The 13,958-nt window shown below is 70.2% G+C and carries 7 protein-coding genes; 2 read left to right on the plus strand and 5 right to left on the minus strand.

What is annotated here, in order from left to right; genetic code table 11:
* Positions 1–3: 3 nt before the first annotated feature.
* Complete coding sequence (trxA, locus tag OG611_RS28660) at positions 4–345, plus strand: thioredoxin (protein ID WP_323180280.1); 342 nt, start codon at positions 4–6, stop codon at positions 343–345.
* Between the two features lie 63 nt (positions 346–408).
* Here the strand turns inward: trxA and glgB are convergent, their stop codons facing one another.
* The 4 genes from glgB to OG611_RS28680 form a co-directional block, all read right to left on the minus strand.
* Positions 409–2,838 (minus strand): 1,4-alpha-glucan branching enzyme, encoded by a 2,430-nt coding sequence (gene glgB, locus OG611_RS28665; protein WP_266426678.1) that lies wholly within the window; start codon positions 2,836–2,838, stop codon positions 409–411.
* A gap of 77 nt (positions 2,839–2,915) precedes the next feature.
* Positions 2,916–4,316 (minus strand): maltokinase, encoded by a 1,401-nt coding sequence (locus OG611_RS28670; RefSeq protein ID WP_266426680.1) that lies wholly within the window; start codon positions 4,314–4,316, stop codon positions 2,916–2,918.
* Positions 4,317–4,555: 239 nt separating this feature from the next.
* Positions 4,556–6,262, minus strand: a complete 1,707-nt coding sequence (treS, locus tag OG611_RS28675; RefSeq protein ID WP_266426683.1) for a maltose alpha-D-glucosyltransferase — start codon at positions 6,260–6,262, stop codon at positions 4,556–4,558.
* Entirely contained in the window at positions 6,259–8,292 is a 2,034-nt protein-coding gene (locus tag OG611_RS28680; protein ID WP_266426686.1) for an alpha-1,4-glucan--maltose-1-phosphate maltosyltransferase, read from the minus strand. The genes treS and OG611_RS28680 overlap by 4 nt, the downstream gene beginning before the upstream one ends.
* 639 nt (positions 8,293–8,931) lie before the next feature.
* Between OG611_RS28680 and glgP the strand changes: the two genes are divergently transcribed.
* Positions 8,932–11,535 carry an alpha-glucan family phosphorylase gene (gene glgP, locus OG611_RS28685; RefSeq protein ID WP_266426688.1) on the plus strand — a complete coding sequence of 868 codons (2,604 nt, stop codon included), beginning with the start codon at positions 8,932–8,934 and terminating at the stop codon, positions 11,533–11,535.
* Between the two features lie 102 nt (positions 11,536–11,637).
* Here glgP and OG611_RS28690 read toward each other — a convergent pair whose 3' ends face one another.
* On the minus strand, positions 11,638–13,671 hold the full coding sequence (locus OG611_RS28690; protein ID WP_266426690.1) for a M4 family metallopeptidase: 2,034 nt from the start codon (positions 13,669–13,671) through the stop codon (positions 11,638–11,640).
* Positions 13,672–13,958: the final 287 nt, after the last annotated feature.

Genomic DNA, 13,958 nt, shown 5'->3' on the forward strand with positions numbered 1-13,958 from the left:
CAGATGATTCATGCAGAGGGCGTGGCCGAGGTCACCGACACCACCTTCGACACGGAGGTGCTCGCGGCGGACTTGCCCGTGCTGGTCGAGTTCACCGCCGACTGGTGCGGCCCGTGCCGCCAGATCGCCCCCGTGCTCAGCGCCGTCGCCACCGAGCTGGCCGGGCGCATGGAGGTCGTCCAGCTCGACATCGACACCAATCCGGGCATCGCGAGCCGGTACGCGGTGCTGTCGGCACCGACCCTGATGGTCTTCCGCTCCGGCGAACCCGTGAAGTCGATGGTGGGCGCCCGCCCCAAGCGCCGGCTGCTCCAGGAACTGGAGGACGTCTTCGAGACGGTGTGAGAGCTCCGGGGCGCGTGGCCCGCGGCCAGGAGAACGAGACGGTCGCGGGCCACGCGCCGTGCGTCAGACCGGCTTCAGCCAGACCGTCGCCAGCGGCGGCAGCGTCAGCAGCAGGCTGCCGGGCCGGCCGTGCGCGGCCACCGGCTGCGGCTTCAGCGGATCGAGATGGCCCACGTCGCTGCCGCCGTACCGGGCGGCGTCGGTGTTGAGGACCTCCGCCCACGCCACCCGGTCCCCGGGCGCGTCCGGGACCCCCACCCGGTACTCGTGCCGCACCACCGGGGAGAAGTTGCTGATGGCCAGGAGCGGTGAGCCGTGCGCGTCGTAGCGCAGGAAGGCGAAGACATTGTCCTCGGCCGCGCCGCCGTCCACCCAGTCGAAGCCCTCCGGAACGGTGTCGCGCTGCCAGAGCGCGGGGGTCGCGCCGTACACCGCGTTCAGGTCGCTCACCAGGGTGCGTACGCCCCGGTGGTCGCTCTCCGCCGCGTACGAGGGATCGAGCAGCCACCAGTCCGGGCCGTGCCCCTCCGACCACTCCGCCCCCTGGGCGAACTCCTGGCCCATGAACAGGAGTTGCTTGCCCGGGTGGGCCCACATGAAGCCGAGGTAGGCCCGGTGGTTGGCGCGCTGCTGCCACCAGTCGCCGGGCATCTTGGAGACCAGCGACCGCTTGCCGTGCACCACCTCGTCGTGCGAGATCGGCAGGACGTAGTTCTCGCTGTACGCGTACACCATCGAGAAGGTCATCTCGTTGTGGTGGTACTTGCGGTGCACCGGCTCCTTGGACACGTACTCCAGGGAGTCGTGCATCCAGCCCATGTTCCACTTCAGCCCGAAACCGAGGCCGCCGAAGCCGCCGGGGCCGACATGGTGGGTGGCGCGGGTGACGCCGTCCCAGGCGGTGGACTCCTCCGCGATGGTCACCACACCCGGATTGCGGCGGTAGACGGTGGCGTTCATCTCCTGCAGGAAGGCGACGGCGTCCAGATTCTCCCGCCCGCCGTGCTCGTTCGGGGACCACTCGCCCTCCTCGCGCGAGTAGTCGAGATAGAGCATCGAGGCGACGGCGTCGACCCGCAGCCCGTCGATGTGGAACTCCTCGCACCAGTAAGTGGCGTTGGACACCAAGAAGTTGCGCACCTCGGTGCGTCCGAAGTCGAACTCCAGCGTGCCCCAGTCGGGGTGCGCCGCCCGCGACGGATCGGAGTGCTCGTACAGCGGCCGGCCGTCGAACTCGGCCAGCGCCCAGTCGTCGCGCGGGAAGTGCGCGGGCACCCAGTCGACGATCACGCCGATCCCGGCCCGGTGCAGGGAATCGACGAGGAAACGGAAGTCGTCGGGGGTGCCCATGCGCGACGTCGGGGCGTAGAAACCGGTGACCTGATAGCCCCAGGAGCCGCCGAAGGGGTGCTCGGAGACCGGCATCAGCTCCACATGCGTGAACCCCAGATCCCTTACGTAAGCCGGGAGTTGGGAGGCCAGCTGGCGGTAGGTGAGCCCCGGGCGCCAGGACGGAAGATGCACCTCGTACACGGACATCGGCGCCTCGTGCACCGGGACGTCCCCGCGGTGCGCCATCCACTCCTGGTCCCGCCATTCGTGGTGCGAGGCCGTCACGATCGAGGCATTGGCGGGCGGCACCTCGGCGTACCGGGCCATCGGGTCGGCGCGCAGCGTGTGCGAACCGTCCGGGCGGCAGACGTCGAACTTGTAGAGCGCGCCCTCCCCGATCGCGGGCAGGAACAGCTCCCACACCCCGGTGGAGCCGAGCGAACGCATCGGGAAGCCGGTGCCGTCCCAGTAGTTGAAGTCCCCGACGACCCGCACACCGCGGGCGTCGGGCGCCCAGACGGTGAACCGGGTGCCTGCCACCCCCTGGTGCTCCATGGGCTGCGCGCCGAGGGCCGTCCACAGCTCCTCGTGCCGCCCCTCGCCGATCAGATGCAGATCCAGATCGCCGAGCGCGGGCAGGAAGCGGTACGGATCCTCCACCTCGATCTCGTTGTCGTCGTAGGCGACCAGCAGCCGGTACTCGGGCAGTGCGGGCATCGGCAGCAGCCCGGAGAAGAAGCCGTCGCCGTCGTCGTGCAGCCGCGCCCGCAGCCCCTTGGCGAGCACGGTCACCGATCGGGCGTACGGGCGCAGCACCCGGAAGGTCACACCACCCCGGACCGGGTGCGCGCCGAGCAGGTCGTGCGGGGCGTGGTGCTCACCGGCGAGCAGCCGTCCCCGGTCGCCGTCGTCGAGGGGGCGCGCCTGTCGTACGCCCTGGCTGCCGGCGCTCCGGCGGGGGTGCGGCGTCGCGGTGCCGGCACGCTCGGCCGCCGGATTCTTCCGCCCGGCGGGGGCGGCCGGTTCCGGCGACGGCGCCGCCGCCTCGGCCGGGCCCGCGGGGGCCGGCGCCCCGTCGGGTGCCGGTGGCTGGACTCGGGGGACCTCGACGGGGGCGGGCGTTTTGGCGGACGGCTTTCGGGACGGCTTGCGGGCGGTCACAGGGACAGCCTCCTCGAAGGGTGTTGAGAGGGGGAGAGAAGGGGACGGGAGAGCGACGGGAGGTGTGCGCCGGGCCGTCAGTCGTCGGCGGCGGCCAGACGGTGGATCGCGGCCATCGGGACCGGAAGCCAGTCGGGCCGGTGCCGTGCCTCGTACAGCACCTCGTACACCGCCTTGTCGGTCTCATGGGCGCGCAGCAACTCCGGTTCGCTGCGCGGGTCGACGCCCGCCGCGTCGGCGTACCCCTCGCAGTAGGCGGTCCGGCAGCGGGCCGCCCAGTCGGCGTTCCACGGGCGGTGCGAGCGGGCCGCATAGTCGAAGGAGCGGAGCATCCCGGCGATGTCGCGCACCGGGAGCTGCGGCCGGCGGCGCTCGGGCAGCGGTCTGGCCGGTTCGCCCTCGAAGTCGATCAGTGACCAGAAACCGTCGGCTGCGCGCAGGGTCTGGCCGAGATGGAGATCGCCGTGCACCCGCTGGGCCGCCCAGTCGCGCCCCCGGTGCCCCAGCGCGGCCACCGCGTCGAAGGCGGCACGCAGCCCGGGGACGTACGGCACGAGCTCCGGCACCGCCTGGGCGGCGGCCTCCAGCCGGCGCACCATCGAGGCGGCGAGGCGCTCGGTCTGGGCGCGGTGCAGGGCGGGCGTCGGCAGCGCGGCGGCGAGCGCGGTGTGGACCTCGGCGGTGGCCCGGCCCAGCGCGTGTGCCTCGTCGGTGAAGTCCAGGCCCGCGGCCAGGGCGCGCAGGGCGAGCCGCCAGCCGTCCTCGGCGCCGCTCAGGAACGGCTGGAGCACACCGAGGGTGAGCGGCCGGGGGGAGATGGACTCGAACCAGGCGACGGGGGCGGGCACCCGCCCGCAGCCCTCCTGTGCGAGCGCCAGCGGAAGTTCCAGGTCGGGGTTGGTGCCCGGGAAGATGCGGCGGAAGATCTTGAGGATGTAGGCGTCGCCGTAGACGAGCGAGGTGTTGGACTGGTCGGTTTCGAGCAGCCGCGGTGCGAGTTCCGCGGCGATGGCCGGACCGCTCCGGTCGAAGCGCAGGGCGCCGAGCGTGCCGGGGGTACGGAACCGTTCCAGCAGGAGTCCGGCGAGGCGCGGGTCGTGCAGCCCCTCGTAGACGGTGCGGCCGGCCAGCGGCCCCTCGGTCACCCGGCCGATGAGCGCGGGCGCCAGCCGGGGCGGCAGCGCGGCCCGTACGCCGAGCAGCAGTTGGTAGCAGTCGTCCGGCGACTGCGCGGGCGTGGCCGGGTGATGGGCCCGGACCAGCAGATGGAGCAGCCCGGTTCCGGTTCCGGCGGCGACGGAACCGGTGCCCACCGGCAGTATTTCGGTCGCCGACACCAGCGAGAACGCGGTGACCGGCCGCCCCTTGCCCGCGAACCAACGCTGCCGGGGCAGCCATTCGTGCAGCAGGGGGGCGAGAGACGGGAGCAGAGCTGTGCTGTCAGCCAGGGCGACCCGAGTGGATGCAGCCTCCGACATGGCATCGCGTCCTTTCCCCGGGCACACCACAGGATGCGAAGAGTGTCCCGGATTGCGGCAATTGCTGTCCGGCTGTGCGGGACGTGTCGGGTCAGGATGGTCCGTACGGACTCGACTCGATGGGATCGAAACGCCAGATGGGACCCGGAAGGGGCCGTACGTGTGTGCGATGTGGGGGAGGGTGCCCCGTGCGGGGCGGCGGAAACCGCCCCGCGGTCGGTGTGGGAGAGGGTGTCCGGTCAGTTCGGCGGCGCGTCCTTGCGCAGCCGGAACCAGTAGAAGCCGTGCCCCGCGAGAGTCAGCAGGTAGGGCCATTGACCGACGGCGGGGAAGCGCACCCCGCCGATCAGCTCCACCGGATGACGCCCGGTGAACGACCGCAGATCGAGCTCCGTCGGCTGCGCGAACCGCGAGAAGTTGTGCACGCACAGCACGAGATCGTCCCCGTGCTCACGGGTGAAGGCGAGCACGGCCGGGTTCGACGACGGCAGTTCGTTGTACGAGCCGAGACCGAAGGCGGGGTTCTGCTTACGGATCTCGATCATCCGCCGCGTCCAGTGCAGCAGCGACGACGGCGACGCCATCGACGCCTCGACATTGGTGACTTGGTATCCGTAGACCGGATCCATGATCGTGGGGAGGTAGAGCCGCCCCGGGTCGCTGGAGGAGAACCCGGCGTTCCGGTCGGGCGTCCACTGCATCGGGGTGCGTACGGCGTCCCGGTCGCCGAGCCAGATGTTGTCGCCCATCCCGATCTCGTCCCCGTAGTAGAGGATCGGGGAGCCGGGCAGGGACAGCAGCAGCGCGGTGAACAGCTCGATCTGGTTGCGGTCGTTGTCCAGCAGGGGCGCGAGCCGCCGCCGGATGCCGATGTTGGCCCGCATGCGCGGATCCTTGGCGTACTCCGCGTACATGTAGTCGCGCTCTTCGTCCGTGACCATTTCGAGGGTGAGTTCGTCGTGGTTGCGCAGGAAGATGCCCCACTGGCAGTTCTTCGGGATCGCCGGTGTCTTCGCCAGGATCTCGGAGACCGGGTAGCGGCTCTCGCGCCGGACGGCCATGAAGATCCGCGGCATCACGGGGAAGTGGAACGCCATGTGGCACTCGTCGCCGCCGGCCTGGTACTCGCCGAAGTAGTCGACGACGTCCTCCGGCCACTGGTTGGCCTCGGCGAGCAGCACGGTGTCCGGGTAGTGCGCGTCGATCTCCTTGCGGACCCGCTTGAGGAAGTCGTGCGTCTCCGGGAGGTTCTCGCAGTTGGTGCCCTCCCGCTGGTAGAGATACGGCACGGCGTCCACCCGGAAACCGTCGATGCCGAGGTCCAGCCAGAAGCGGAGCGCGGAGACGATCTCCTCCTGCACCGCCGGGTTCTCGTAGTTGAGATCGGGCTGGTGGGAGAAGAACCGGTGCCAGTAGTACTGCTTGCGCACCGGGTCGAAGGTCCAGTTGGACGTCTCCGTGTCCACGAAGATGATCCGGGCGTCCGGGAACTGCTTGTCGTCGTCGGCCCAGACGTAGTAGTCGCCGTAAGGTCCCTCCGGGTCGGTGCGGGACTGCTGGAACCAGTCGTGCTGATCGCTCGTGTGGTTCATGACGAAGTCGATGATCACGCGCATCCCGCGCTGGTGCGCGGCGTCGACGAACTCCACGAAGTCGGCCAGATCACCGAACTCCGGCAGCACGGCCGTGTAGTCGGAGACATCGTAACCGCCGTCGCGCAGCGGCGACTTGAAGAACGGCGGCAGCCAGAGGCAGTCGACGCCCAGCCACTGCAGATAGTCCAGTTTGGCGGTGATGCCCTTGAGGTCGCCGATGCCGTCGCCGTTGGAGTCCTGGAAGGACCTGACGAGGACCTCGTAGAAGACGGCGCGCTTGAACCAGTCGGGATCGCGGTCCTTGGCCGGGGTGTCCTCGAACGTGTCGTGGACGGGCTCATTGACGATCATGGTGTGGGTGACCCTCCGGTCGGCGGGGACGGTCGCAGGACGACGATGTGCGCGGGCGTGACGCCCGGCTCCAGACGCACATAGAAGGTCCTGCCCCAGTGATAGGTATCGCCGGTGAGCTCGTCGCGCACCGGCACGCGCTCGTGCCGGTCGAGGCCGAGTCGCGGCATGTCCAACGAGACCGTGGCCTCGTGGGTGTGGTGCGGGTCGAGGTTGACGACCACCAGAACGATGTTCGACCCCGAACGCTTGCTGTACGCGATCAACGCGTCGTTGTCGGTGGAGTGGAAGTGCACGTCGCGCAGTTGCTGCAGAGCCGGGTTGCGGCGCCTGACGCGGTTGAGCGTGGTGATGAGCGGGGCCAGCGAACGGCCCTCGCGCTCCGCCGACTCCCAGTCCCTGGGCCGGATCTGGTACTTCTCCGAGTCGAGGTACTCCTCACTGCCGGGCCGGACCGGGGTGTTCTCGCACAGCTCGTAGCCCGCGTACACACCCCAGGAGGGGGAGAGCGTCGCGGCGAGGACGGCCCGCGTCTCGAAGGCCGGGCGGCCTCCGTCCTGGAGATAGCCGGACAGGATGTCCGGCGTGTTCACGAAGAAGTTGGGCCGCATGTAGGAAGCGGTTTCGCCGGACAACTCCGTGACGTATTCAGTGATTTCCTGCCGGGTGTTGCGCCAGGTGAAATACGTGTAGGACTGCTGGAAGCCGATGGTCGCGAGCGTCTTCATCATCGCGGGTCGGGTGAATGCCTCGGCCAGAAAGATCACATCGGGGTCGGTCCGGTTGATGTCCGCGATCACCTTCTCCCAGAAGATCACCGGCTTGGTGTGCGGATTGTCGACACGGAAGATCCGCACCCCGTGATCCATCCAGAACCGCAGAATGCGCACGGTCTCGGCGACCAGTCCGCGCAGATCCTTGTCGAAGGCGATCGGATAGATGTCCTGGTATTTCTTCGGCGGATTCTCGGCATAGGCGATCGAGCCGTCCGCACGATGGTGGAACCACTCCGGGTGTTTCTCCACCCAGGGGTGGTCGGGAGAACACTGGAGCGCGAAATCGAGGGCGATCTCCATGCGCAGATCGCGGGCTGTCCTGGCGAAATGATCGAAGTCGTCGAGGGTGCCGAGCCCGGGATGGACGGCGTCGTGACCGCCCTCCGCGGAGCCGATCGCCCACGGTACCCCCACGTCGTGCGGGGCGGGGGAGAGCGAGTTGTTGGGGCCCTTGCGGTGGGTGGTTCCGATGGGGTGGATCGGCGGGAGATAGACCACGTCGAAGCCCATCGCGGCGACCGCGGGAAGCCGCTCGGCGGCCGTGCGGAAGGTGCCGCTGACGATCCTCGCCGGCTTTCCGGCCCTGCTCGCCCCGTCCTTCCTCCTCGTAGGCGCGGCCGGTTCGACCCTGGCCCCCTCCGAGCGCGGGAACAGCTCGTACCAGGAGCCGAACAGGGCCCGTCGGCGCTCGACCACCAGCGGCAGCGGCCGGGACGCGCTGACCAGTTCGCGCAGCGGATGGCGGGCGAGCGCGGCCTGCGCCTCGGGGGCGAGCGCCGCGGCCAGCCGGGCGGCGGCCGGGCGGGACGCGTCGCGCAGCGCGTCGACGGCGGCCAGCACCGCCTCGCGGCCGTCCCGCTTGGGTACGCCCCCGGCGGCCCGCTCGTACAGCTCGGCACCCTCCGCCAGGACGAGCGCGGTGTCGATCCCCGCCGGAATCTTGATCCGGGCGTGCTGCCGCCAGGTGGTGACCGGATCGCTCCAGGCCTCGACCGTATACGTCCAGCGGCCCTCGGAGACCGGGGTGACATCGGCGCCCCAGCGGTCGGTGCCGGGGGCGAGCTCGCGCATCGGCGTCCATGGACCGGGGCGCCCGCTCGGGTCCACCAGGACCACATTGGCGGCGACGGCCTCGTGGCCCTCGCGGAAGACGGTCGCGGTGACCTGGAAGGTCTCATCGGCGACGGCCTTGGCGGGCCTTCTGCCGCAGTCGACGAGGGGGCGGACGTCGAGGACGGGAATGCGACCGATCATGGAATCACCTGGGGACTGGGGTTCGGGCTGAACGGGGCGCGGCACAGTGGCGGAGGGTGAAATGCGCGCACCGCTGCCGATGGGGTCCGTCCTTTCTAGCTGCTCCGTCGACGGCTGGTGGGGTGTGGGCATGGCCGCTCCTGTCCGCATTCACTCGAATGGCAGTCGAATGAGCTGAGCACGGGTATGTTGCGCGGATGTGAACCGGATGGAAACCGGACCGCGGATGCCTCGCATTCGTGCTGCATTCGGGCGTTATTCACATGGCACCCGGGGCGCACTCGGGCTGTGTACCGGAGAAGCCTTCCCGCGATTCCCGGTGGGCCGATCCGGTGGTTCTGTCAACTGCTCGGGCGTATCCATGACGACCTGTTCGCACCGGCGCCGCCCACGGTGCGCGGGCCCGCCGGTGACCTTCCGGACGCCACTGGGCAGCTTTCCCTCTGGTGCGAAGTGCCACAAGACCGAACGAGGGAATGGAATCGGCCATTACCTGTGTGGTCGGTGTGCCCGGACGGGCCGCGAGTGAATCCGGATACGGATGGGGCGGGGCCCGCCGCCACCGTCGAGAGTGACGCAGCGGCGCACCCCGTGGTGCGTCCCCCTCGGATCAGTACGTCCCCTGTAAAGGTGGAATACGTGAAGGCCATTCGTCGATTCACCGTGCGTCCCGTCCTCCCCGAACCCCTTCGACCGCTCAGCGACCTCGCCCACAATCTGCGCTGGTCCTGGCACACCGAGACCCGTGAGCTGTTCCAGGCCGTCGACCCGGAGGTCCGGCGGACGGCGGAATGCGATCCGGTGCGGCTGCTCGGTGCCGTATCCGCCGGACGACTCGCCGAGCTGGCCCGGGACCAGCAGTTCCTGCACCGGCTGACCGAGGCGTCCCAGGACCTCCGGGACTACCTGCACGGACCCAGGTGGTACCAGGAACAGCTGGAGCGGGGAGCGCAACTCCCGGCCGCCGTCGCCTACTTCTCGCCCGAGTTCGGAGTGACCGCGGCCCTGCCCCAGTACTCCGGCGGGCTCGGCATCCTCGCCGGCGACCATCTCAAGGCCGCCAGCGATCTGGGCGTCCCCCTCGTCGGGGTCGGCCTGCTCTACCGGCACGGCTACTTCCGCCAGAGCCTGTCGCGCGACGGCTGGCAGCAGGAGCACTATCCGGTACTCGATCCGAACGAGCTCCCGGTCGCCCTGCTGCGCGAGGCCGACGGAACCCCGAGCCGGGTGGTGCTGTCCCTGCCGGGCGGCCGTTCGCTGCACGCCCACATCTGGCAGGCCCGGGTCGGACGCGTACCGCTGCTGATGCTCGACTCCGACGTGGAGGAGAACGCGCCGGGCGAACGCGAGGTGACCGACCGGCTGTACGGCGGCGGCAGCGAGCACCGGCTCCTCCAGGAGATGCTCCTGGGCATCGGCGGCGTACGGGCCGTGCGGACGTACTGCCGGCTCACGGGGCACCCGGAACCCGAGGTGTTCCACACCAACGAGGGGCACGCCGGCTTCCTCGGACTCGAACGCATCCGTGAACTCTCCGGCACCGGACTGGACTTCGACTCCGCGGTGGAGTCCGTACGGGCCGGCACGGTCTTCACCACCCACACGCCCGTGCCCGCCGGGATCGACCGCTTCGACCGCGAACTCGTCGCCCGGCACTTCGGCGACGACGGCGAACTCCCGGGCGTGGCCGCCGAACGCATCCTGCAACTGGGCATGGAGACCCGCCCCGACGGTGAGACCGGTCTCTTCAACATGGCGGTGATGGGACTGCGGCTCGCCCAGCGGGCCAACGGGGTCTCCACCCTCCACGGCTCGGTCAGCCGGGAGATGTTCGCCAGGCTGTGGCCGGGCTTCGACGCGGCCGAGGTGCCGATCACCTCGGTGACCAACGGGGTCCACGCCCCCACCTGGGTGGCGCCCGAGGTCTTCCGGCTGCGCAGCCGCTACGGCGCCACGCCCGGACGCTGGGACTCCGCCGCCGAGGTCCCGGACCGGGAACTGTGGGACCTGCGGCGGTCCCTGCGCGGACAGCTGGTCACCGAGGTGCGTGAACGGCTGCACGCCTCATGGCGCGCCCGGGGCGCCGAACCGGCCGAACTCGGCTGGATCGACGGCGTGCTGGACCCGGACGTGCTGACGATCGGCTTCGCCCGGCGCGTTCCCTCGTACAAGCGGCTCACGCTGATGCTGCGCGACCGCGACCGGCTGATGGAACTGCTGCTCCACCCGACCCGCCCGATCCAGATCGTCGTCGCCGGCAAGGCCCACCCCGCCGACGACGGCGGAAAGCGGCTGGTGCAGGAGCTGGTGCGGTTCTCCGACGATCCCCGGGTGCGCCACCGCATCGTCTTCCTGCCGGACTACGGGATGGCCATGGCGCGGAAGCTCTACCCGGGCTGCGACGTATGGCTGAACAATCCGCTGCGCCCGCTGGAGGCCTGCGGTACGAGCGGGATGAAGGCCGCGCTCAACGGCTGCCTCAACCTCTCGGTGCTCGACGGCTGGTGGGACGAGTGGTTCGAGCCGGACTTCGGCTGGGCGATCCCGACCGCCGACGGTCTGGCCCTGGACGAGGACCGCCGGGACGATCTGGAGGCCGCCGCCCTCTACGAGCTGATCGAGGACAGGGTCGCGCCCCGCTTCTACGACCGGGGCGACGCGGGGCTTCCGGAGCGCTGGATCGAGATGGTCCGCCGCACGCTGGGCACGCTCGGTCCCAAGGTGCTGGCCGGGCGGATGGTGTGCGAGTACGTGGAGCGGCTGTACGCGCCCGCCGCGCGCGCCCGGCGCGCGCTGGACCCCGGGACGGCGCGCCGGCTCGCCGACTGGAAGGCCAGGGTCCGTGCCGCCTGGCCGCGCGTGGCCGTCGACCATGTGGAGGCCGTGGCGCCCACCGCGGCGGACGGTTCGGCCGAGCTGGGGGCGACGCTGACGCTCCGGGCCAGGGTCGCCCTCGGGGTGCTGGAGCCGGACGACGTGGAGGTGCAGGCGGTGGCCGGCCGGGTGGATGCCGCCGACGGGATCTCGGACGCCCAGGTCTTCCCGCTGAAACCGGCCGGGGGCCAGGACCTGGAGGGCCGCTGGCTCTACGAGGGGCCGCTCGCCCTCGACCGCACGGGGCCGTACGGCTACACGGTGCGGGTGCTTCCGGCCCATCCGCTGCTGGCGACCGGCGCGGAACTCGGCCTGGTGGCGCTGCCCACGGAGGCGGCGAGGGACGGTGCGGGCGTGCTGATGCGCTGAGAGCCGGTCGGAGGCCACCCGACAGGCTTCGACACGGAACCGCCCGGCAGGGGCGCGAGCTCCTGCCGGGCGGTGGTCACCGGGTCATGACCGGTGCGGGGTTCAGAAGGTGAGCTTGAAGCTGTTGATCTTGCCCGTGTCACCCGAGTAGACGTCCTGGACCTTGAGCTTCCAGGTGCCGTTGGCGACCTCGGACGACGCGTCGACCGTGTAGGTGCCGCGGACGTCGTCCGCCGGGTCGCCGGCCGAGGAGTTCTTCAGCCGGTAGGCCGTGCCGTCCGGGGCGACGAGGTCGACGACCAGGTCACCGCGGTAGGTGTGGGTGATGTCCACGTCGACCTTGAGGGCGCTGGGCGCGTTGCCGGTGACACCGGTGACGTTGACCGAGCTGGTGACGGCCGCACCACGGTCCGGGATGGCGACCGACGTCTTGCTCTCGAAGACCTTGCCGCCCGGGTCCGGGTTGCCGCCGTCACGGGTGCCGACGTTGATGGCGGCCCAGGCGTCCCCGACGGCCTTGTACTCGGCGCTGGTCGTGCCGTACAGCTCACCGGCCACGGCGAGGGTGCCGGTGCGGGCCGCCGCGTAGTTGGTGGTGGAGGTGAACTTGGTGGTGAGCGCCTTGAACCAGATCTGCGCGGCCTTGTCGCGGCCGATGCCGGTCACCGGCAGGCCGTCGGAGGTCGGGGAGTCGTAGGAGACGCCGTTGATGACCTTGGCGCCGCTGCCCTCGGAGAGCAGGTAGAAGAAGTGGTTCGCCGGGCCCGAGGAGTAGTGGACGTCGATGTTGCCGATGCCGGAGTACCACGCGTCCTTGGACGCGCCGTCCTTGCTCGGCTTGTCCTGGTAGCGCAGCGGGGTGCCGTCGCCGTTGATGTCGATCTTCTCGCCGATGAGGTAGTCGCCCTTGTCGCTGGCGTTGTTGGCGTAGAACTCGACCGCGGAGGCGAAGATGTCACTGGTCGCCTCGTTGAGGCCACCGGACTCGCCGCTGTAGACCAGGTTGGCGGTGGCGGCGGTGACACCGTGCGACATCTCGTGCGCGGCGACGTCGAGCGCGGTCAGCGGGGCGTTGTTGCCCGAGCCGTCGCCGTACGTCATGCAGAAGCAGCTGTCCTGCCAGAAGGCGTTGACGTAGTTGTTGCCGTAGTGGACGCGGGAGTACGCGCCGACACCGTCGCCCCGGATACCGGTGCGGCCGTGCACGTTCTTGTAGTAGTCCCAGGTCTCGGCCGCGCCGTAGTGGGCGTCCGCGGCCGCGGTCTCGGCGTTCGACGGGTTGCCGTTGCCCCACACGTCCGTGGAGTTGGTGAACAGCGTCCCGGTGCCGGACGTGCCGTGGTTCAGGTTGTACGTCTTGTGGTTGCCGCGGCCCGTGTCCGTCAGCGTGTACGACGGTGCGGTGCCGAGGGTGACCTGGCCGCTGAACTGGGTGTTGCCGGTGCCGTTCTCGACCCCCTGCCACTCGTACAGCTTCGCCCCGGTGGCCGCGTCCGTGATGACGTGCAGCTCGTTGGGGGTGCCGTCCTCCTGGAGTCCGCCGACGACGGTCTCGTAGGCGAGCTGCGGCTTGCCCTGCGCCATCCAGACCACCTTGCGCGGTGCCCGGTCGGCCTCGGTCTTCTTGGATCCGTCGGCCTTGGCGAGGCCGAGTGCCTGCTTCTCGGCCACCGCGGGCGCGACGTCGGCCGCCGTGTCCACGGTCTTCAGCTGCGCGCTGGAGACCTTGGAGGCCTTGGTGACGCTCTGCGTGGTGCCGGCCTTGGTCTCCTGGACGACCAGGTCGCCACCGAGCACCGGGAGTCCGGCGAAGGTGCGCTCGTAACGCGTGTGCGTGGTGCCGTTGTTGTCCTGGACGACGTCCTTGACGACGAGCTTCTCCTGCGAGCCGAGACCGAGGTCCTTGGCCGTGTCCGCCTTGCTCGCGTTGGCCTCGCGGATCAGCTCGGCGCGCTGGGACGGGGAGAGCTGCTTGGCCAGGGCACCGTGGTCGGCGCCGGCCGCCGCCGAGGTCGCCGCTGTGGCGCTGCTGGGAGTGGCAGTGGCCGTTCCGGTCTGGACGCCGACGGCGAGGAGGGCTGCTGCGGCTATCAGAGCGCCGGTCGCGGTGGCACGACGGCTGGGCGTGGATCTCACGCGGACTCCTTCTGCGAGGGGGGTACCGGCGGCTCGGTGAGCCGTCCGGGGTGAGCGAGAAGTGCGCAGAACGGGGTGAAGAGTGTCAGCAGGAAGCCGTCTCTGTCAGGACCGCGTCAACAACTTGGCCGGAACTCGTCCGTTGCCGGAAAGGTCATGTTCGTTAAGCGGACGTTTCACGGATCATCACCGCGATGCCGTAGGGCGTCCTCCGTGCCCGGAATTCGAAGAGAGAGCCGAGGTCGGGCTTGAAGCCTTCGTGTTCGAACAGCGGGCCGGGGAGTGGG

Origin of the sequence: Streptomyces sp. NBC_01363 (assembly GCF_026340595.1) — a bacterium.
Taxonomy (GTDB): Bacteria; Actinomycetota; Actinomycetes; order Streptomycetales; family Streptomycetaceae; genus Streptomyces.

What these genes read in the sequence shown, in the direction of transcription:
- OG611_RS28670 (WP_266426680.1), bottom strand. Translation starts at nt 4,316, where the DNA reads ATGTCGGAGGCTGCATCCACTCGGGTCGCCCTGGCTGACAGCACAGCT.
- treS (WP_266426683.1), bottom strand. Translation starts at nt 6,262, where the DNA reads ATGATCGTCAATGAGCCCGTCCACGACACGTTCGAGGACACCCCGGCC.
- OG611_RS28680 (WP_266426686.1), bottom strand. Translation starts at nt 8,292, where the DNA reads ATGATCGGTCGCATTCCCGTCCTCGACGTCCGCCCCCTCGTCGACTGC.
- trxA (WP_323180280.1), top strand. Translation starts at nt 4, where the DNA reads ATGATTCATGCAGAGGGCGTGGCCGAGGTCACCGACACCACCTTCGAC.